The 20,957-nt window shown below is 57.2% G+C and carries 14 protein-coding genes; 6 read left to right on the top strand and 8 right to left on the bottom strand.

The window, feature by feature from the left end; all coding sequences use genetic code 11:
* Positions 1-62: 62 nt before the first annotated feature.
* Both HW561_RS15190 and puuE read right to left on the bottom strand, forming a co-directional pair.
* Positions 63-551, bottom strand: a complete 489-nt coding sequence (locus tag HW561_RS15190) for an ureidoglycolate lyase (RefSeq protein ID WP_176866187.1) — start codon at positions 549-551, stop codon at positions 63-65.
* A complete protein-coding gene (gene puuE, locus HW561_RS15185; RefSeq protein WP_176866186.1) occupies positions 548-1,966 on the bottom strand; it encodes an allantoinase PuuE in 1,419 nt (472 codons plus the stop codon). Before puuE ends, HW561_RS15190 begins: the two co-directional genes overlap by 4 nt.
* A gap of 168 nt (positions 1,967-2,134) precedes the next feature.
* Between puuE and uraH the strand changes: the two genes are divergently transcribed.
* Positions 2,135-2,491: a hydroxyisourate hydrolase gene (gene uraH, locus HW561_RS15180; protein ID WP_176866185.1), complete on the top strand. Its 357-nt coding sequence runs from the start codon at positions 2,135-2,137 to the stop codon at positions 2,489-2,491.
* A 4-nt stretch (positions 2,492-2,495) separates the two neighbouring features.
* Here uraH and HW561_RS15175 read toward each other — a convergent pair whose 3' ends face one another.
* A complete protein-coding gene (locus HW561_RS15175) occupies positions 2,496-3,410 on the bottom strand; it encodes a LysR family transcriptional regulator (RefSeq protein WP_176866184.1) in 915 nt (304 codons plus the stop codon).
* A 95-nt stretch (positions 3,411-3,505) separates the two neighbouring features.
* Here HW561_RS15175 and HW561_RS15170 point away from each other — a divergent pair, with 95 nt between their 5' ends.
* The 3 genes from HW561_RS15170 to HW561_RS15160 all read left to right on the top strand — a co-directional run bounded on the left by HW561_RS15170 (position 3,506) and on the right by HW561_RS15160 (position 10,769).
* The gene (locus HW561_RS15170; RefSeq protein WP_176866183.1) at positions 3,506-4,729 is read left to right on the top strand and encodes a urate hydroxylase PuuD; all 1,224 of its coding nucleotides are present in this window, start codon (positions 3,506-3,508) and stop codon (positions 4,727-4,729) included.
* A gap of 149 nt (positions 4,730-4,878) precedes the next feature.
* Positions 4,879-6,684 (top strand): autotransporter assembly complex protein TamA, encoded by a 1,806-nt coding sequence (locus tag HW561_RS15165; RefSeq protein WP_176866182.1) that lies wholly within the window; start codon positions 4,879-4,881, stop codon positions 6,682-6,684.
* Positions 6,681-10,769 (top strand): translocation/assembly module TamB domain-containing protein, encoded by a 4,089-nt coding sequence (locus tag HW561_RS15160; RefSeq protein WP_235962925.1) that lies wholly within the window; start codon positions 6,681-6,683, stop codon positions 10,767-10,769. The genes HW561_RS15165 and HW561_RS15160 overlap by 4 nt, the downstream gene beginning before the upstream one ends.
* A 710-nt stretch (positions 10,770-11,479) precedes the next feature.
* Here the strand turns inward: HW561_RS15160 and HW561_RS15155 are convergent.
* The 5 genes from HW561_RS15155 to ychF all read right to left on the bottom strand — a co-directional run bounded on the left by HW561_RS15155 (position 11,480) and on the right by ychF (position 19,306).
* Positions 11,480-12,358 carry a LytTR family DNA-binding domain-containing protein gene (locus HW561_RS15155; protein ID WP_176866181.1) on the bottom strand — a complete coding sequence of 293 codons (879 nt, stop codon included), beginning with the start codon at positions 12,356-12,358 and terminating at the stop codon, positions 11,480-11,482.
* Positions 12,359-12,672: 314 nt separating this feature from the next.
* Entirely contained in the window at positions 12,673-15,453 is a 2,781-nt protein-coding gene (fdhF, locus tag HW561_RS15150) for a formate dehydrogenase subunit alpha (RefSeq protein ID WP_176866180.1), read from the bottom strand.
* A gap of 13 nt (positions 15,454-15,466) precedes the next feature.
* The gene (locus HW561_RS15145; protein WP_176866179.1) at positions 15,467-17,170 is read right to left on the bottom strand and encodes an NAD(P)H-dependent oxidoreductase subunit E; all 1,704 of its coding nucleotides are present in this window, start codon (positions 17,168-17,170) and stop codon (positions 15,467-15,469) included.
* A gap of 85 nt (positions 17,171-17,255) precedes the next feature.
* Positions 17,256-18,137: a LysR family transcriptional regulator gene (locus HW561_RS15140; RefSeq protein WP_176866178.1), complete on the bottom strand. Its 882-nt coding sequence runs from the start codon at positions 18,135-18,137 to the stop codon at positions 17,256-17,258.
* A gap of 71 nt (positions 18,138-18,208) precedes the next feature.
* Positions 18,209-19,306: a redox-regulated ATPase YchF gene (gene ychF, locus HW561_RS15135; protein WP_176866177.1), complete on the bottom strand. Its 1,098-nt coding sequence runs from the start codon at positions 19,304-19,306 to the stop codon at positions 18,209-18,211.
* A gap of 200 nt (positions 19,307-19,506) precedes the next feature.
* On the opposite strand from ychF, the gene HW561_RS15130 reads away from it, so the two are divergent.
* On the top strand, positions 19,507-19,995 hold the full coding sequence (locus tag HW561_RS15130) for an acyloxyacyl hydrolase (RefSeq protein WP_176866176.1): 489 nt from the start codon (positions 19,507-19,509) through the stop codon (positions 19,993-19,995).
* 79 nt (positions 19,996-20,074) lie between these two features.
* Complete coding sequence (gene trpA / locus HW561_RS15125) at positions 20,075-20,866, top strand: tryptophan synthase subunit alpha (protein WP_176866175.1); 792 nt, start codon at positions 20,075-20,077, stop codon at positions 20,864-20,866.
* Positions 20,867-20,957 lie beyond the last annotated feature (91 nt).

Here is a 20,957-nt window from a genome sequence, read left to right as displayed (position 1 = left end):
GCCTGGCCCAACGGGTCAAGGTGCATCTCTGATGCTCACTGACCGGGCGGGAGCGTCCTGATTCAGGCCTTGATGACCTCATATGGTTCTTCGAACCAGTATTCTTCGAGGTTTGTGCCGTCACCGATGCGATCAATTACGGCAAACAATCCCGGCCCGTGCAACGGTGTCAGAACGCCGTGCCATGTGTTGCGGTGATAATTCACCACCTGTCCCGGTTCAGTGACGAACGCCTGCGGTTGCCCCGGAACGCCCCCCTGATCCGGCGCAACTATGACCAGAAAAGGCTGGTGCGTCATCGGGATGAAGGCCTGACTGCCCTCTGGGTGACGCTCGACCATCTCGAGGCGACACGGCAAGTCTCGCGGGTTGGCATCAAACAAGCTGATACCCGCCCGCCCATCCGCGAAATCCAGAGCTGCAAGGTCGTGATACCGCCCGCACTGTCCCTGATTGATGATCTTGTCCGGAGTATCCGACACCTCGATCAGATCACCGAAGGGCGCAAAGGTATGTGACGATATCGGCTCAATTACAATCTGGCGGTTCATGACGGCAGGATATCCCGCAACCGGAACTCGGCAATGCGCTCGACCTGACGACAGGCCTCGGCAAATTCGGTGTCGCGATCTTGCTCGATCCGGCGTTGGAACGCCTGCAGGATCGAGGCCTTGTCATGGTCTCGCACCGCAATGATGAACGGAAATCCGAAATTTTCGATGTACCGTTGGTTCAACTCGGTAAATGTTTCGCGCTCGTCATCTGTCAGGGCATCCAGCCCGGCCGAGGCTTGCTCGGACGTGCTCTCACTGGTCAACCGCTTGGCCTTCGCCAGCTTCCCCGCAAGATCCGGATGCGCCGTCAGGACTCCCAGTCGTTCGGCATCCGATGCTGAACGGAACATGCGCGTCAGGGCATTGTGCAACCCGCCGGCAGTGTCATGCGCTGGCCCAAGCTCCAGATCAAACGCCCGCTCAGCAATCCAGGCGGAGTGCTCGAAGATGCCGCCATAGACCGAAACAAATTCCTCTCGTCCCATCTGCGATGGTTTTGGGTGTGCCTGCGGTGGATGAATCTGCGCCCAATGTTCGGCAATCTGCAACCGGGTCGCGAACCACACATCCGAGAACCCGCGTGCATAATCCAGAAAGCGCCGCAGGGCCATCACCCGGCCCGGGCGACCGATCAGACGACAGTGCAACCCGATCGAAAGCATCTTGGGTGCCCCAGCCTCGCCTTCCTCATACAACGCATCAAAACTATCTTTGAGATAGGCAAAGAACTGATCCCCCGAATTGAAGCCTTGCGGCGTTGCAAAACGCATATCGTTGCAATCCAACGTGTAAGGAATGATCAGTTGATCCCGCCCGTCGGCCTGCATCCAGTAAGGCAAATCGTCGTCATAGGTATCAGAGACATAGTCAAACCCGCCTTCTTCGGCCACCAACCGAACTGTATTCTCAGAACAGCGCCCGGTGTACCACCCTCGGGGCCGTTCCCCGACCACCTCGGTATGCAACCGGATCGCTTCGGCAATCTGCGCACGCTCTTCGTCCTCGGGCATGTCCTTGTGTTCAACCCATTTCAGCCCATGGCTGGCGATCTCCCATCCAGCGGACTTCATCGCAGCCACCTGATCTGGGGACCGAGCCAGAGATGTCGCCACACCATAGACCGTGATCGGCAGATCACGCATCAAACGATGCAAGCGCCAAAACCCGGCGCGTGCGCCGTATTCATAGATCGATTCCATGTTCCAGTGGCGTTGGCCCGGCCATTGTGCGGCGCCCACGATCTCGGACAGGAATGCCTCGGATGCGGCGTCGCCATGTAAGACGCAGTTCTCGCCGCCCTCTTCATAGTTCAATACGATCTGCACCGCGACCTTTGCATCGTTTGGCCATTTCGCATCCGGTGGGTTGGCGCCGTATCCGATCATGTCGCGGGGATAACGAGGGGGCTGCATGGTGTCTTCCGTCCTATGGTTCTTCTGTTACATACTGCCTTAACGCAGAAAACCGATCTCGATTATCAAATCAATCCGAACAGTGTTTCCACTTCTTTCCGCATTTCAACTGTTTTGAAGTTTGTTCCACACTGTGGCAAACCAAAAGGCAAATCAAAGGAGATGACCGTGGCAGGCTATCTGACGACCCATGTTCTGGACACGGCCCGAGGCTGCCCGGCTCAGGGGCTGAAAATCGCGCTTTACGAAGTATCCGGCAATTCCCATCGCAAACTAGTCGAGATGGAGACCAATTCAGACGGCCGCACCGACAGCCCGATCTTGCCCCAAGAAGATTTCAAGACCGGAACTTACGAGCTGGTTTTCTTCGCCGGGGACTATTTGCGGGAAACAGCGCAGGCGGGTGACGATCCGCTGTTTCTGGATCAAGTTCCTATTCGTTTCGGCCTGTCCGATGCAAACGCGCATTATCACGTGCCGCTGCTACTGTCCCCGTACGGCTATTCGACCTATCGCGGCAGCTGAGGTTTTACGCCTCGGATTGACGCACAACCTTGCCGACCCGCTCGATCATGAAATCCATGAACAGGCGCGCTTTGGGGTCCTGATGGCGGCGATGCGTGTAAAGGCACGCCATTTGCACCGACGTCGGCGGTGTATCCGCGGCCACAGTGACAAGCCGACCCGCTTTCAGATGCTCGGCCACTTCGAAAACGGGTTTCATCACAATACCCTGCCCCGACAGCGCCCAATCCGTCAGCACATCCCCGTCATCACATTCAAAGCGCCCGGTGACAGCAAATCGCTTTGGACCTTCTGATGTTTCAAGTAGCCACTGAAACTCGGTAGCTCCGGGGAAGCGCAGTTTGAGGCATTCGTGTTTTTCCGAAATCAGGTCACTGCCCGTTTGCGGCATACCCTGCCGCTTCACATAGTTTGGCGCCGCGCATAGCACGCGCTGGCAATCCGCGATTTTTCGGATGCGCAAGGTGCTGTCTTCGGGCTGACCAATGAAAAAGGCCAGGTCCAGCCCTTCGGTGGTCAAATCCACTGACCGGTCCGTTAGCCGCAGTCGCACATCGATCTCGGGGTATTCCGCCAGAAAATCAGGAACATGCGGTGCAAGAAGCCGGCGCCCTACGCCTAGTGGGGCAGCCACAAATAACGATCCTCGGGGCGCCTCGGTCAGATGCGTCACCTGCGCCTCTGCTTCATCCACTGCGTCCAGAACTGTAACAGCCCCGGGATAAAACGCCCTGCCCTGTTCTGTCGGGCTGAGGTTCCGAGTCGTTCGCTGGAACAGACGGACACCCAGATGATCCTCAAGCTGCGATATCCGCGCCGAGGTGACAGCAGGTGAAATGCGCAGGTCACGCCCGGCCGCAGACATGCTGCCCAGATCATAAACCCTGACGAAGGTGCGAATGTTATCGAGATAGGACATCTTATCGTTTTTTTTGATACAGTTTGACAATATACGGGAATACCGAAGAAAAGCCCGCTTGCCTAGTGTGGCAGCAAGCAATCGGAGACCTCTGCATGTACGACTTCGCCGTGTTCTGGGACTGGATGGCCTTTGCTGTGCGCTGGCTGCACGTGATCACCGCAATCGCCTGGATCGGATCATCCTTTTATTTCATCGCACTAGACCTTGGTCTGAATCGCAACATCCCCGGTCCGGCGGATGGCGAGGAATGGCAGGTGCATGGTGGTGGGTTCTATCACATCCAAAAATACCTCGTAGCACCGGAACAGATGCCGGACCACCTGACCTGGTTCAAATGGGAAAGCTATGCGACCTGGCTCAGCGGTGCAGCATTGCTGATGATCGTCTATTGGGTCGGTGGGGAGCTGTATCTGATCGACGCGCAGAAAGCCGATCTAGCGCTGTGGCAGGGCATCCTGATTTCGGCGGCGTCGCTAACCGTCGGCTGGCTGGTTTATGACTTCCTGTGCAAATCCGGTCTGGGCGAGCGTCCAACATTGTTGATGGTGCTCCTGTTTGTCCTGCTTGTGGCGATGGGCTGGGGCTACAACCAGATCTTCACCGGCCGCGCGATGATGTTGCATCTGGGGGCGTTCACCGCCACGATCATGACAGCAAACGTGTTTTTCATCATCATGCCAAACCAGCGCATCGTGGTGGATGATTTGCAGAACGGGCGCACACCGGACCCGAAATACGGCAAGATCGCCAAGCTGCGGTCCACCCATAACAACTACCTGACACTTCCGGTCGTGTTCCTGATGTTGTCGAACCACTATCCGCTGGCATTTGCGACCGAATACAATTGGATAATCGCGTCGCTGGTGTTCCTGATGGGGGTCACCATCCGGCATTATTTCAACACCCGCCACGCCCGCACTGGCAACCCGACCTGGACCTGGCTGGTCACTGCGCTGCTGTTTCTCGCCATCATATGGCTGTCCACCGCGCCTATGTACAAGCCGCTGGAAGAGGCCGAAGCCCAGCCGCTGACATCTTACGAAGAACGATTTGCCTCAGCAGAAGGGTTTGAAGAGGCACATGACGTCGTGCTGGGCCGATGCTCGATGTGCCACGCGCGTGAACCGGTTTGGGAGGGTATACTGTGGGCTCCCAAAGGTGTCCTTCTGGAAACCGAAGCCGACATCGCCCGCAATGCAAAACAGATTTATCTGCAGGCAGGCGTCAGCCATGCAATGCCCCCGGCCAACGTAACCTATATGGAACCCGAAGATCGCGATGCCATCATCCGATGGGTTCGCAACGCCGGTCTGTAATGCGACCACAATTCAGGCCAAATTAGCAGTACTCACATTAATTCCCTTTCCCCAAACGGTGTCAAATGCTCTAACATGAAGTTAATCAGCCGCGACAAGGTCAAAACGCGGCACAAGTGATTTCGACTAGGGGCAGTTGGAGCCATCTGATGCAGTGGAGCAAGCCGCGAGGCAATCTGGGGCGCTGGCTATTTTATGCGCTCACGGCTTTGATGCCGACAACTCTGGCGGCATTGGAAACAACCCTCACCGCACCGGGCGCGCCAAAGCAACTGATTGAGCGCATTGAGGAAACATCCTCAGTTACGACGGCTGAGTCCCGCGGGTTGGACACTCCGTTAGAAATCCTGTCCGCCGCTCTGTCGGATTACCGAACAATCGTACAAATTCTGTATGACGAAGGGTATTTCAGCCCGGTCGTCAGCATCAAGCTGGACGGTCAGGAAGCGGCAGAGCTCAGCTCGCTCAGTGTACCGGCGCAAATCAACCGCGCGGTCATCACCGTTGAAACCGGGCCAACCTTCACCTTCGGCACCGCTGTTGTGCAACCGCTCGCCCCCAAGACCGAGCTGCCAGAGGAGTTCGCAACCGGTAAACTGGCGACCACAGGCGCCATTCAACAGGCTGCGTCTGCTGGCGTGAGTGCCTGGAAAGATGCAGGCCACGCAAAAGCCGACGTCGCGGGACAAAGGGTCATCGCGCGCCACGCGCAGGCGCGGTTGGATGCCGATATTGACCTCGATCCGGGCCGGCGGCTGACGTTCGGCAAGATGTTCATCAGCGGTGATACGGATGTGCGCCATCACTCCATTGAAAAGATCGCGGGTTTTCCAAGTGGTGAGGTCTACTCACCCGCACAGATTCAGAAGGTCGGCACCCGACTGCGCCGCACTGGCACATTCAACGTGGTCTCGATCCAGGAACGGGACACACCCAATCCCGATGGTACTTTGGACTTTGATGCGACTTTCGAAGATCTGCCCAAGCGCCGTCTGACATTCGGGGTCGAATTGGCGTCGCGTGATGGCATTGATGTGACCGCGACCTGGACGCATCGCAACATGTTCAAAAGGGCCGAACGCCTGCGGTTCGAGGCTGCCATTCGAAACATCGGCGGGGCCGAAGATATTGATGGACGGATCGGTCTGCGGCTGGACCAACCTGACCGGCTGGGCCCAGATGACAACACCTTCTGGAGCGCCCTTCTGGAACGGCGCAATACCGAAAACTACAACGTTTCGGTGGCCTCACTGGCCTATGGTGCACGTCGCACCTTTTCCGATCAGCTTTATGCCGAGGCTTCGGCTGGTTTTCAGTGGTCGGATGCGGATGACGCCTATGGAGACGGTCGCAAATTCCGCTACTTCATCCTGCCCTTCCGATCAGAGTGGGACAAGCGGGACAGCAAAGTCAGCGCAACGCGTGGCTTCTATCTGGATTCGCAGATTATGCCGTTTGCCGGGTTTTCTGGCACAGACAGCGGCATTCGCCTGTTTTTCGATGGCCGTGGCTATACCAGCCTCGGAACTGGCGGACGTCTGGTGCTGGCGGGCCGGGTTCAGCTGGGGTCGGTCATTGGCCCAAGCGCAGACAATGTCACGCCGGACTTTCTGTTCTTCTCAGGTGGCGCCGGAACGGTGCGCGGGCAACCTTTCGAAAGCCTGGGCATTCCGGTCGGAACAGGCGTTGCTGGCGGCAAGTCGTTTCTGGGCTTTTCCGGCGAAGTGCGCGGCAAGGTCACTGACAGCCTGTCGCTGGTTGGCTTTTACGACTACGGTATGGTCGACACGTCATCCTTTGTCGGCAGCGGTGCTGAAGATCATGCTGGGGCGGGGTTGGGGGTCAGATACGATCTGGGCGGATTTGGACCGCTGAGATTTGATCTGGCCTTTCCGGTTCAGGGTGACACAGGCGATGGTCTGCAGTTCTACATCGGGATCGGACAGGCATTTTGATACGGCGTCTTTCATATCCTTTGCTCATCGGCATCCTGGCATGCGCCCCACTTGTGGTGCAGGCGCAAGAGGACGAAGGCGGCAGCATGATCGAGCGGTTCTTGCAGGATACGCTCTCGGGTGACGACCAGAATGTCACCGTCAAAGGCCTGCAGGGCGCGCTGAGTTCGCGGGCGACCATCGAAGAAATCACTGTCGCCGACGATGAAGGTGTATGGCTGACCATCAAAGATGCCGAGCTGGATTGGAACCGTCTGGCACTGATCCGGGGCCGGTTTTCCGTCAATACCCTGACAGCGCAAGAGATCGATGTTGCCCGTACGCCGGGGACCACCACTAAAGACACCCCGCCGCCCTCGGCTGAAACACAACCCTTTCAGTTGCCCGAACTGCCAGTCGCTATCGAAATCGGAGAAATTCGGATAGATGAGCTGGCGCTTGGGGAACCTCTGATTGGTGTTGCGGCAGAGCTGGCGGTCAATGGCAATCTGTCCTTGGCCGATGGGACGCTGGACACCAAGTTGGACATCACGCGGCTGGACCGAGCGGGCGATGAAATCAAGCTCGCTGCTGGTTTTCAAAACTCCACCAGTCAGATTGATCTTGATCTGCAAGTAATCGAAGCCTCGGGCGGTCTGATTTCGACGGCACTCAAGATCCCCGACAGCCCGCCCATTGGGTTGACGGCCGAAGGGTCCGGGCCGGTCACGGATTTCACCGCCGATATCGGGCTGAGCAGTGACAATCAGCTACGCGTATCCGGTCAGGTTCGATTGCGCGCGGCCCCGACAGCCGCTGCAAGCGCCAGCGAAGGCATTGCGTTCACGGCTGATCTGGGCGGTGATCTGACGCCTTTTGTCGCCGAAAATATGGACACGTTTTTTGGCACGCAGACACGCCTTTTCGTAGATGGACGCACCGAGCCAGACGGTGCACTGGACATCAGTGACCTGGAATTCACCTCTCAGGCGCTGAAACTGGAAGGCAAGTTGCAGCTGGCGGCGGGCGGCACTTTGCAGCTGGCGGCGTTGCAGGGCCGTATTACTCCGCCGGATGGGAATACCGTTGTTCTACCGATTTCCGGTGGGGATACGTCGATCGAAGCAGCACAGATTTCGGCGCTGTTCGACCAGAAGAACGGAAACCTCTGGGACCTGAGCCTGACGGCAAATGCGTTCAAATCAGAGCGGATTAGTCTGCAACGCGCCCAGATTACTGCGCAGGGCACACTGGATCAGGGTGACATTCTGAAAGTTGATGGCGATTTACAGGCCGCCGTGGACGGCATCGACATGGCCGATCCCGCGCTGAACACGGCGCTTGGGGATCGTATCACGCTGGATGGATTGTTTGATTATGGCAGCGACCAGTCATTGAACTTGTCCGGTTTTGAGCTGGTTGGATCAGATTACACGCTGGGTGTCGACGCGCTGATCAGCGGATTGACCAGCGGTCTGAGCGTGGATGGCTCGGCCTCGCTCGAAGCGTCAGACCTGTCGCGTTTCTCGGATTTGGCTAAGCTCGAATTGGGTGGACAAGCATCCGCGCAAGTCAAGGGAAATGGCTCGCCGCTTGAGGGCAGCTTTGACGGCAAGCTTGTTGTCAAAAGCAGTGATCTGTCCACAGGGCGCGACGATATCGATCCGATAATCGCCGGCGAAACAACGATTACAGTTGATGCCAAACGTGGCGCTGACGGTGTAACGATCCGGGACTTCTCAGTGATCGGGGATACTTTGCGCGCTCAGGCCAACGGTACTGTGACAACCCCCGATGGCAACGTCTCGATCGATGGTCAAGCCACCGTGGACGCTCGGGATCTTTCGATCTTTTCCGGCCTTGCAAATCGTGATCTGGGTGGCGCAGTGCAGGCCAAACTGGATGGCAAAGGGACCATTCAAACGCTGGAATTTGACGGAACCGCCAGCCTAACGGGCCGCAACATCAAAACCGGCATGACCGAAATCGACCCGCTACTGGTTGGCCAGTCCTCTGTTGAATTTGACGGAGCCCTCAGCCAGGATCAAATTGTCGTCCGCGAGGCGAAAGTGAACGGAAAGGCCCTGACCGCGCAGCTCACCGCCACGGTTGACGATCCGACGGGTAGCCTAGCCGTTGATGGCAAGGCCCAGGTGAACGCACCGGATCTGTCACTGTTTTCGGGACTGGCCGGGCGCGATCTGGCCGGGTCGGTTCAAGCCAATTTGCAGGGCAAGGGCGCAAAAGGCAGCAAGGCGTTCGACGTCCAGGGAAACGTGAACGCCAACGACATTCAAACCGGTGTTGATCTGGTTGATGGCTTGATTCAGGGGCGCACGACATTGACCGTGGACGCCGTGAACGACGATCAGGGCCTGAATATTCGCACCTTCCGCCTGAAGGGCACGGCATTGTCGGCCAATGCTTCGGGCCAGTTGGATCGGGAATCCGGCGGGCTGAGTTTCTCGGCTGCATTGGATGATCTGGGACGTTTATCAAGCACTCTTTCAGGGCCACTGCAACTGGACGGCAATGTCGCGCCCACCGGGTCTGGGCTGGAAGGCACTGCCAAGCTGCAGGGCCCCGACAGCTCTTACGCCAGCCTTGAAGGAACCGTGGACACGGATGGGTCTGCCGATCTGGATTTCGATGCCAAACTCAACCGGATTGAGCGGTTCGCGCCAGAGTTCCCGGGAACCATTACCGCAGGCGGAAGTGCCAAACGGAATAACGGCGTCTGGACCATTGATGCCAAAGCCGAAGGCCCGGCAGAAATAAACAGCGATGTGGTCGGCACCTTCGACGAATCCACCGGCGAGGCGGACCTGAAGGCGCAGGGCGGGATCAATATCGGTATCGCCAATATCTTTATCACACCGAACAAGATCGCCGGGCAGGCCCGGTTCAATCTGGCGCTGAAAGGCAAATCGGCTCTTGAGTCTCTCAGCGGTTCAATCACGACCTCGGGCACTTCGCTGGCAATCCCAACGGCGGGCCAGACGATCACGGGTATCAGCGGATCGGTCGATCTGGCCCAAAGCCGCGCCACGATTGCGCTGAGCGGCGGAATGCGCGCCGGGGGCGGTTTCACCGTCAATGGACCAGTGGATCTGACACCACCTTTCAATGCTCAGATCACGACGGCGCTCAATAGCCTCGTACTGACGGACAAACTGCTGTATGAAACTACGCTGAACGGACAGATCGCCATGACCGGGGCACTGGCGGGGAACAGTTCGCTGTCCGGGCAGATCGCGTTTGACGAGACCAATATCAACCTCGCCGCTGCTTCCGGTGCGGTTGGGGCGGCTCCGATCCCCGAAATTGAACATCTGAACGAAAGTGCTGCGGGATACCTTACGCGCGAACGGGCTCAACTGGTCGTGACCGAAGAAAGCACCCAGACCGATTCCCGGATTGCGCTGGATATCAGCTTGTTGGCACCTAAAGAGGTGTTTGTTCGCGGCCGAGGCGTGAATGCTGAATTGGGTGGTCGCATTCAGATTAGCGGAACCACAAAGTCGGTCGTACCGTCAGGTCAGATTGAATTGATCCGCGGGACCTTTGATATTCTGGGCCGAAGGCTGGCACTGACTAAGGGTCTCGTAACGCTGCAAGGCGATCTGACGCCTTATATTGAGTTCGAGTCCTCGGCCAGCACGTCCGACGGTACTGCCACGATTGAAATCGCCGGGCCGCTGGATTCGCCCGAGGTCGATGTATTTTCGGATCCCGAACGCCCCGCCGAAGAGGCGCTGGCCATGCTGTTGTTCGGAAATCGTTTCTCTGAAATTTCTCCGTTCCTGATTGCGCAGATGGCGGCATCCCTCGCGCAGCTCAGCGGGGCTGGCGGTGACGCCACCAAAGGTCTGCGGGACTCCACCGGCGTCGATACGATTGACCTCGGTGCCACCGAAGGTGGTGCAGGCCGTCTGGGAGCCGGCGCTTATCTGAGCGACAATCTCTACACCGATTTCACCGTGAACACCGAAGGCGATACCGAGGTAAACCTGAACCTGGACGTCACTGACAATTTCACCGTACGCGGCACCGTGGACGGTCGGGGGGAAACCGGGGTCGGTATCTTCTTTGAACGGGATTACTAGGACCCGGACGAAAGACCGCGCCGCAGAGCCATCCCAGAAAACGCAACCGTGAAGCCAGCCCCACGGCCCATAGCACACTTTCCAAGCACGAAGGCAGGGCGGCAGCGGCCAGCCCGCCCTGATCACCCATGTGCTATGATCATGCCACTCAAATAACTTCAGATTGAGACTTCCCATTCGTGACACACAAACGAAAGTCGACCGTTAGTGCTCGATTTCCGACCGTTCGTTCCAATCCCGTTGCGGTCGGAAGCCAGCTTTTGCAAACTGGTTTCAGCACAAAGATTGTTCTGGTGCGTTAACGAGTGACTAAGTTTAACGAGTACGTCCTTATTTCGAAGTGAGTGAGGTTTTGGGCAAGAAATACTGCAAACATAGCAACAATTTTTTTTGAGTACGAGTGTATTACTCCACTCATCTCTCCGCGAAATTTCATACATGTTGTATGAGTTTCGCGGGGAAGTGGGTACCTCGGGCGACTTTGACATCCTCACCTGAACGAAACTGTCAGTCTATCAATTTTGACTGACCTCCGATGCGCCCAAATCCCTTCGGCATAGCCATGCAGAAGGAACACAAATCCAAGCGCTAGAACTGACCTAATATTTGATAGGCACCAACACACTGCAATGTCTTGTGCTCAGACCTTAACGGTCACAAGTCCAGCGGGTTTGTTTTCAATCAAAGCGACCGCAAAGGCGTGGTATGAGTCAGGCAGCGGCCGCCAGATCCGTCAACCAATCGCGCACTGCGCTCTGCCTGCTGCGCGCGACGGCGATTTTAGTACCGCAGGACAGGACCACACAATCAACCTCGTTCAGACTACGGCCCAGATCAACACCATTGCCGGACACCCAGAACGAACGATGGACCTGGAATCCATAATCTTCCGGCAATTGCGTCAGAATGCTTTTGAACGTCGAGCGGACCAGTACTTCCCGATCTTCGGTGCGAATTGTCACATAATGCTGGTTGGCCTGAATATACAGAATGTCCCGCAGCAGGAACTTCTTGTCGTTGGCGGAAATAACCCCACCGGATGCACCCATTTCCTGGGCATCGTCTGCTGCGGGTGCGTTTTCCCTGGCACGGTTTAGAAAGGCCGGCAGCACCCAGACCATCACAATAAGCTCTACCCCCAGGATCAGAAAATACTGCGGCAGAAAATACGGCATATACACAAAATTGTAGGATAGAACGATGTTGCAGAACAACGTTGCGCCGTATTGGGCAAACTTTGTCGCCCCAAAAGCTATCGGCAGACAGGTGAGCGGCGTAAAGAACTTTCCGATGTGAAAGAACCTGCTCGCCACTGCCATGGACAGTAGCATGGCAAAGGCAAGAATCGCGTAGCCGATCAGACAAAAAACCCAATACACCGCGCGCCCGAATCCGTCTAACGGCATGGCAAACAGCGACGGCGTGGCACCGACAAGCATCATCATCAGAGGCGCTAGAAACAGAAGAAAATTTCTGGACGCAAAGAAACCAAAAGCCTCTTGCAGCTTCATGGTGACAGATACACGCGGCATCATTACCAGCGTTATGTTCGCCTTTTTAACTAGTTTATATGCGTCCGTGAGCTTCATGTGCCCTTTTTTTCTGTCAGTTTCCTAAAGCTCCACTGCTGGGGAAGCCTTCGATTTTGGTCGCCATCTCGATCGGTGCCCTGCCCCCTCAGTGTGACCCGGGCCAAAAATAAACAGCGATATTTTTAGCCTGTGAACATTTCGAGTGGAATAGGTGTTCTTGCGTCACCTTAATAACTTTAGCGTCACAATTTGCATTCAAATGTGGTGCAGTTCTCACAACTAGACGTCAGATGGGCGCATTCCAATGTGACGTTACGGCAAAAGCAAAGGGGCGGCCTTTTAGCCGCCCCTTTCACATCGCATGAGTGGTGTTACTCCGCCGCGATGGCTTCGATTTTTTCGACCCGGATGGCCGAGAACTTGAACTCGGGGATCTTGCCGTAGGGGTCAATGGCCGAGTTGGTCAGGATATTCGCCGCCGCCTCGACATAGGCAAACGGGATGAACACCATATCCTCGGCAATCGCCCGGTCGGCCCGTGCCATGATCTCGATGGATCCGCGGCGGGTTGTCAGACGTATCATCTCGCCCGGCTCAATTCCCATCAGCTTCAGGGTACGGGGGTTGAGCGAACAATTTGCTTCCGGCTCGACCGCGTCCAGAACCATTGACCGGCGAGTCATCGACCCGGTGTGCCAATGCTCCAACTGACGGCCAGTGGTGGCGATCATCGGGTATTCTTCATCCGGGGCCTCGTCCGGCGGGATGACGCTGGCTGGGGTGAACTTGGCCTTTCCACCCGCACGCGGGAAGCCGTCACCGAACACAATCGCCTGGCCCGGGTCGGTCTCGCTGAGCGACGGATAGGTGATGGTTTCGGTTTTCAGACGATCCCAAGTGATGTTGTCCAGCGATGCCATCGTCAACTTCATCTCGTCGAATACCTGAGACACGTCGGTGTAATCCCAGTTCAACCCAATCCGCTGCGCTAGTTCAACGGTGATCTTCCAATCTTCACGCGCCTCACCCGGGGGTGCCACGGCAGGCCGCACCCGCTGCACCTGACGGTTGGTATTCGACACCGTGCCGTTCTTTTCATACAGCGCCGAGGCAGGCAGGATGATGTCGGCATAGTTCGCCGTTTCGGTCAGAAAGATATCCTGCACGATCATCAGTTCCAGCTTGGCCAGTGCCTCACGCGCGTGACCGACATCCGGGTCTGACATGGCCGGGTTCTCGCCCTGAATGTACATCCCCTTGATGTTGCCTGCGTAAGCTTGATCAATGATTTCAGTGACGGTCAGACCCTTTTCGTTCGAGAAGTCTTCCGAATCCCAGACGTTGTTGAACTTGGCGCGGATGCCGTCATCCATAACCGACTGATAATCCGGCAAGAACATCGGGATCAGACCCGCATCGGACGCGCCCTGCACGTTGTTTTGACCACGCAGCGGGTGCAGACCCGCGCCCGGTTTGCCGACGTTACCCGTCATCAGAGCCAGCGAGATCAGGCAACGCGAGTTGTCCGTGCCGTGGATATGCTGGCTGACGCCCATCCCCCAGAAGATCAAACCGGCTTTGGCCTGCGCAAAAATCCGTGCAACACGACGCAGCTGTTCCGGTTCGATGCCGCAGATCGGTGCCATCGCCTCAGGCGTGAAGGCGCGCAGATGTTCCTTCTCGGTCTCCCAATTCTCGGTCCAGCGGTGGATATACTGGCTATCATACAGCTCTTCCTCGACGATCACATTCATGATCGCGTTGAGCATCGAGACATCCGCGCCCGGACGGAACTGCAGCATCTCATCCGCGAACTTGCGCATGCCGACGCCGCGCGGGTCCATCACGATCAGCTTGCCGCCACGCTTGGCGAACTGCTTGAAATAGGTTGCAGCAACCGGATGGTTCTCGATCGGGTTCGAGCCGATGATGATGACCACGTCCGAGTTTTCGACCTGATTAAAGGTCGCCGTCACCGCACCCGAACCTACGTTCTCAATCAGCGCCGCCACGGATGAGGCGTGGCACAGACGGGTGCAGTGGTCGACGTTGTTGTGGCGGAAGCCCTGTCGGATGAACTTCTGGAACAGATAGGCTTCTTCGTTGGTGCATTTGGCCGAACCAAAGCCTGCAACATTGCGCGGATCATCTTCGCGCAGCGCTTTCAGCTTGGAGGCGGCAAGATCCATCGCCTCTTCCCATGTCGCTTCGCGGAAATGGGTGCCGATGTTGCCGGGATCGACGTTCAACCCCTTGGCAGGCGCATCCTCGCGGCGGATCAGCGGCTTGGTCAGGCGGTGCGGGTGGTGGATATAGTCAAAGCCGAACCGGCCTTTGACGCACAGGCGGCCTTCATTCGCGGGGCCATTGATGCCCTCGACATACTTGACCTTGCCGTCCTTGACCTTCAGCGAGACCTTGCAGCCGACGCCGCAGAACGGGCAGACGCTTTCGGTCTCAGAGTCATAGTCCTTGCTGTCGCCTTGCTGCTTGTCGTCCAGCACAGTGGCCGGCATCAAAGCGCCCGTTGGGCAGGCCTGAACACATTCACCACAGGCGACGCAACTGGACGCGCCCATAGGGTCGTTTTGATCAAACACCACCTCGGCTGTGTGACCACGCCCGGCCATGCCGATCACGTCATTCACCTGCACTTCACGGCAGGCCCGGACGCAGAGATTGCAGTTGATGCAGGCATCCAGATTGACGCGCATCGCGACGTGGCTGTCATCCAACAGCGGGATCTTCTCGGTCTCTTTCGCCGGGAATCGGCTGTCGCTAACATCGTTCAGCTTGGCCATGTCCCAGAAATGGCTGGAAACATCATGCGGCTGCTCGGGCTGATCGGCCACCAGCAACTCCATGACCATCGCACGCGACTTCTCGGCCCGGTCGGTGTCGGTTTTCACGACCATGCCCTCTGCTGCAGGGCGGATACACGAGGCAACCAAAGTGCGCTCGCCTTCCACCTCGACCATACAGGCGCGGCAGTTGCCGTCGGGGCGATAGCCCGGTTGCGGCTTGTGGCACAGGTGCGGAATGATCAGGCCTTGGCCATTGGCCGCGTCCCAGATCGTGGTGCCTTCGGGCACGGTGACGTCATCGCCGTTCAGGTTGAAGGTGACGGTCTTGGTTGGGCTTGCATCAAGCATGGCTCTGTCTCCCTCAGATTTCGTCAGCGAAGTGTTTCATGACCAGGCGGATCGGGTTCGGGGCCGCCTGCCCCAGACCACAGATCGACGCATCGCCCATGACCTGACACAGATCTTCCAGCAGGTCCTGATCCCACTTGTCGGCCTGCATCAGCTTCACCGCCTTTTCGCAACCTGCCCGGCAAGGCGTGCACTGACCGCAGCTTTCATCCTCGAAGAACCGCAACATGTTCAGCGCTGCATCGCGAGCGGTGTCCTGATCGGACAGAACCACGACTGCAGCAGACCCGATGAAGGTGCCGTGTGGTTGCAACGTGTCAAAATCCAGTGGGATGTCATCCATCGACGCAGGCAGCAGGCCCGAGGACGGCCCACCCGGCTGGTACGCTTTGAAAGACTGACCTTCGGCCATGCCACCAGCGGCGTCGATCACGTCAAGAATGGTCGAACCCGCAGACAGCAGATAGACGCCCGGATTAGCCACGCGGCCTGAGATCGAATAGCTGCGCAGGCCCTTGCGGCCATTCTTTTCAACGGAATTCAGGATCTGCGGCCCTTCGCGGCAGATCTTCGAGACCCAATACAGCGTCTCGACATTGTGCACCAGAGTCGGGCGATTAAAGACCCCAACCTGCGCCACAAACGGAGGACGGTGACGCGGCAGGCCCTTCTTGCCCTCGATCGACTCGATCATCGCAGATTCTTCACCGCAGATATAAGCGCCAGCGCCCCGGCGCAGATCGATATAGCCTTTGGCAACGATGCCGGCCTCTTCCAGCGCGGCAATCTCAGTGGCCAAGATTTCCAGCACCGCCGGGTATTCATCGCGCATATAGATAAAGCAAGTCTCGGCCTCGACCGCCCATGCAGCGATCAGCATACCCTCTAGAAAGACATGCGGCGTGCGCTCCAGATAGTAGCGGTCTTTGAACGTACCCGGTTCGCCCTCGTCCCCGTTCACGGCCAGATAGCGCGGGCCTTCGTTCATGCGAACAAAGCCCCATTTTTTGCCGGACGGGAAGCCAGCGCCGCCCAGGCCGCGCAGACCCGAGGATAGGATATCTTCCTGAACCTTCTCCCAATCACCGCTGTCCCGCAGTTCCGCCAGCTTGGCGTACCCATCGTTTCCGACATAGGCGGCATAAGTTTCATAGTCAGGCAGATGCGCGTGGGTATCACCCGCATTTATGGCAGCCTGAACTTTTTCGGGGGTCGCATGGTCGATGTGGTTATGACCAATTTCAAGCACTGGCGCGGTATCACACCGGCCCATGCAGGGCGCGCGCAACACGCGGACTTGCGATGCATCCAACCCATCCTCAAGCGCCTTTTGCAGTTGCTGGGCACCGGCCATCTCGCAAGACAGGGAATCGCAGACCCGGATGGTCAGCGCGGGTGGCGGCGTCTCGCCCTCTTTCACCACATCGAAATGGGCGTAGAATGTGGCGGTCTCATAGATTTCGGCTTGACCGATGCGCATTTCAACAGCCAAGGCGGCGATGTGGTCGGCGCTGATGTGGCCGTGTTCGTCCTGAATCAAATGCAGAAATTCGATCAGCAGGTCGCGGCGGCGCGGGCGATCACCCAGCAGGCGATGAATCTCAGCCTGCGCCTCATCCGTGAATTGACGGCCCTTGGGCGTGTGCCGCCCCTTGCCTTTACCTGACTTCCAAACGCCCTTAGGTGCGTTTGATGGCTTGGTATCTAATGGTGCCATAATGCCCTCCGATTGAGGTTCCGTCTCTCATCAGAATATTATATCGTCAAATCGCAAATTCCAATCGCACGATAACGACAGATTATCACCGTAAAGACGTCACCACAGCCCGCAAAGCTTCAACCGTGGGCAATTCCGGATCGCGTATCAACGTAGCCAGACATATTGGTTTACTTACAACGGGATCGACCAACGGCAGAACCCGCGTGCCTTTCAGATCACCCAACGCACGCACAAGCACACGTGGCACAACTGTGGCCGCCAACCCTTCGCGTGCCATCACCATCGACGCAGTAAAGCCGCTGGTTTCAGCAACAACATCCGGATGCAGGCCCTGCTCGGCAAAGATACGATCCAGAATGCGACGGTTCTGCATCTGCGGCTCAAGCAGGCTGAGCGGAAAATCCGCCACGCGCGCCCAGGGGATCGGGTCGGACCGGTCTGTCATATGCGAAGGAACCAGCAAGACATACGTTTCCTCGTAAAGAGGTTGCACCTGCCGCAAATCGGTACCGATGCTGTCGCCATAGGTTACGCCTGCATCCAGACTGCCCTCGTCCAACCGGTGCTGAATGGCCGTTGCGGACATGGTTTCAATCCGCGTGACAATACGCGGATGCGCCCGACGCAAATGTTTGATCAGACGGCCGGTAAAGGCAACTGCGGTGGGAATAACACCCAGAATTAATGTTCCAGTAATCTCGCCTTTGGCAGCCAGAACCTGCTGTTCCAATGCCTTGGTGTCGTCGAGGATCCGGCGCGCGCGCTGGACGATCATCTCGCCCTCTTCGGTTAATCCCTGAAATCGGTTAGCACGGCGGACGATCGAAACGCCAAGGCGATCCTCAAGATTGCGGATGCGCATCGAAAACGCAGGTTGAGAGATTCCGCATTCCTCGGCCGCCTTGGCAAAATGGCGGTGCCGCGCCAAAGCGCTGAGCAATTGCAGGTCGCGGATTTCGATCAAGTTGGGCCTCGGGGCATAGCTGCGATGAGGCAGGATAACCTCATCGCCTGTCAGGAAAAGGCCCTATATGATCAAGTGTTGAACAGGAAGTGCATGACGTCGCCATCCTTGACGACATAGCCTTTGCCTTCGGCCCGCATTTTACCGGCCTCTTTGGCGCCCTGCTCGCCATTGCTGGAGATGTAATCGTCATAGGCGATGGTCTCGGCACGGATGAAACCCTTTTCAAAGTCGCCATGGATCACACCGGCGGCCTGCGGTGCAGCTGTGCCGGTGCGGATCGTCCAGGCGCGCGCTTCTTTTGGGCCGACGGTGAAGTAGGTTTCCAGCTTGAGCAGGTCGTAACCGGCACGGATCAGGCGGTCGAGGCCGGGCTCTTCTAGCCCCATCTCCTCAAGAAACATCTGCGCTTCGTCGTCTTCCAGCAAGCTGATCTCTTCTTCGATCTTGGCGCTGATGATCACGTGTGCATTGCCCTGCGCCGCAGCCATTTCGGCGACGCGGGCCGAGTACTCGTTGCCCGTGGCGGATTCTTCCTCGGACACGTTGCACACGTAAAGGACAGGTTTTGTGGTCAGCAGTTGCAGCATTTTCCATGCCTTGGCGTCTTCATCGCTGACCTCAACCAGACGCGCGGGCTTGCCGCTTTCCAGCATCTCCTGTGCCTCGGCCAGCAGACGCTCTTGCTGTTGTGCCTCTTTGTCATTGCCCTTGAGCTTGCGCACAAGATTGGCGCGGCGCTTTTCGATGCTTTCCAAATCGGCCAACATCAACTCAGTCTCGATGGTGTCGGCATCGGCCACCGGATCAACGCGGCCATCCACATGGGTCACATCACCGTCTTCGAAACAGCGCAACACATGGGCGATGGCGTCAGTTTCGCGGATATTGGCCAGGAACTGATTGCCCAGCCCTTCACCCTGCGAGGCGCCTTTGACCAGACCTGCAATATCAACAAAGGTCATCCGCGTCGGGATGATCTGTTTCGAGGTCGCAATCGCGGCCAGCGTGTCCAACCGGTCATCGGGCACGGCAACATCGCCCACATTGGGTTCGATCGTGCAAAACGGAAAATTCGCCGCCTGCGCAGCCGCAGTTTTGGTCAGCGCATTGAAGAGGGTCGACTTGCCTACATTCGGCAAACCCACGATTCCCATTTTAAAGCCCATGATGGTCTCCTGATGCCATTCGCGGCTGCTTCTAGGCAGGTCCGGGTCAATGCGCAAGCCGTACGCCGGGCTATGTAAAACTGAGTCCGTTTCGACACATCACAAAAATGTTCGATTTTCGTGTTATTGTGTGAATTGAAAAAGGCACGTTACCATAACCACTTAGCATTCAACGACCAACAAAGTAATGATAGACAGCCATGATAAAATCTATTCTCGCCTCTGTTTTACTGGCCGCTGCAGCCACAACGGCGCAGGCTCAATCTGTTATTTTTGGCGCCGGGTACGCGGATTTTTCGAATAGCGACTCGGATGATCTAGCTATCTTTTCACTGGAATATCAGCACAAACCCTTTCATCAAGCGACCCGGTTTGGCGCGACCTGGGGGGCAGCACTGTCCGTGGACGAGGATGGCAACACCCATATCGGAGCGGGCCTGATCGGCATCTATTCACTGTCTGACCGGTGGTTTGTCGAAGGCAGCGTGATGCCGGGGTATTTTAACGCCTCAGACAATGATAACGATCTGGGCGGTGAATTTCAGATCCGCAGCCTGCTGGGTCTTGGCTATACCTTGGACAGCGGCAACAAGGTATCGATGGCAATCACCCACAAATCCAACGCCAGCACACAAGATGACAACCCCGGCGTAAACACCCTCCTCTTGCGGTACCATTACGCGTTCTGATCCCGCGCCGCCCATGCGGGATTGATTTTCGGGCAAAGTTTCTGCACATCAGGTCTAAACCTGACTGCAAGGACATCCGATGACCCGTATCGACGCCAAGTTCGCCGCCCTGAAAGCTGAAGGGAAAAAGGCCTTTGTCTCCTATGTCATGGCGGGGGACCCGGATTATGAGACCTCGCTTGAGGTGGTAAAGGGTTTGCCGGGTGCCGGTGTGGATGTGATTGAGCTGGGCTTGCCGTTTACCGATCCAATGGCCGACGGTCCCACGATTCAGGCCGCCGGACAGCGGGCACTGGATAGCGGCATGACGCTGCAACGCACGTTGGGTCTGGCGCGCGCCTTCCGTGAAACCGACGATACGACGCCGATTGTCCTAATGGGGTACTACAACCCGATCTACAGCCGGGGCGTAGACGCTTTTCTGGTAGATGCAAAAGCCGCAGGAATTGACGGATTGATCGTGGTTGACCTGCCGCCCGAGGAAGACGAGGAGCTCTGCCTGCCCGCGCAGGCCGCTGGCCTGAACTTCATCCGTCTGGCAACACCGACAACGGATGACAAACGCCTGCCACGCGTTCTGCAGAACACCTCGGGCTTTGTGTATTATGTTTCGATCACCGGGATCACGGGCGCAGCTGAGGCTGAGGCCACGAATGTCGGCCCGGAAGTCTCACGGATCAAATCGGCAACAGATCTGCCCGTCATTGTTGGGTTTGGCATAAACACGCCAGAAAAATCCCAAGCCATCGCCAGCATAGCGGATGGCGCTGTGGTCGGCTCGGCCATCGTGAGTCAAATCGGAGCGGGCAAGCCCGTGACCGAGGTTCTGGATTTTGTAAAATCGCTGTCCGATGGCGCCCACTCGGCCTGATTGGGCAATCCAACCTCTGAAGTAAGCAATACCGCAGTTGGTTTTTTGCCATCTGCGGTTTCTTATTTGCGGGATCACATTGCGATCCGGG

This window comes from Ruegeria haliotis, from assembly GCF_013377785.1.
Taxonomy (GTDB): domain Bacteria; phylum Pseudomonadota; class Alphaproteobacteria; order Rhodobacterales; family Rhodobacteraceae; genus Ruegeria; species Ruegeria haliotis.
This window is presented reverse-complemented; position numbering and strand designations above follow the sequence as displayed.

What these genes read in the sequence shown, in the direction of transcription:
- HW561_RS15190 (WP_176866187.1), bottom strand. Translation starts at nt 551, where the DNA reads ATGAACCGCCAGATTGTAATTGAGCCGATATCGTCACATACCTTTGCG.
- HW561_RS15130 (WP_176866176.1), top strand. Translation starts at nt 19,507, where the DNA reads ATGATAAAATCTATTCTCGCCTCTGTTTTACTGGCCGCTGCAGCCACA.
- ychF (WP_176866177.1), bottom strand. Translation starts at nt 19,306, where the DNA reads ATGGGCTTTAAAATGGGAATCGTGGGTTTGCCGAATGTAGGCAAGTCG.
- HW561_RS15175 (WP_176866184.1), bottom strand. Translation starts at nt 3,410, where the DNA reads ATGTCCTATCTCGATAACATTCGCACCTTCGTCAGGGTTTATGATCTG.
- puuE (WP_176866186.1), bottom strand. Translation starts at nt 1,966, where the DNA reads ATGCAGCCCCCTCGTTATCCCCGCGACATGATCGGATACGGCGCCAAC.
- HW561_RS15155 (WP_176866181.1), bottom strand. Translation starts at nt 12,358, where the DNA reads ATGAAGCTCACGGACGCATATAAACTAGTTAAAAAGGCGAACATAACG.
- HW561_RS15170 (WP_176866183.1), top strand. Translation starts at nt 3,506, where the DNA reads ATGTACGACTTCGCCGTGTTCTGGGACTGGATGGCCTTTGCTGTGCGC.
- fdhF (WP_176866180.1), bottom strand. Translation starts at nt 15,453, where the DNA reads ATGCTTGATGCAAGCCCAACCAAGACCGTCACCTTCAACCTGAACGGC.
- HW561_RS15145 (WP_176866179.1), bottom strand. Translation starts at nt 17,170, where the DNA reads ATGGCACCATTAGATACCAAGCCATCAAACGCACCTAAGGGCGTTTGG.
- trpA (WP_176866175.1), top strand. Translation starts at nt 20,075, where the DNA reads ATGACCCGTATCGACGCCAAGTTCGCCGCCCTGAAAGCTGAAGGGAAA.
- HW561_RS15165 (WP_176866182.1), top strand. Translation starts at nt 4,879, where the DNA reads ATGCAGTGGAGCAAGCCGCGAGGCAATCTGGGGCGCTGGCTATTTTAT.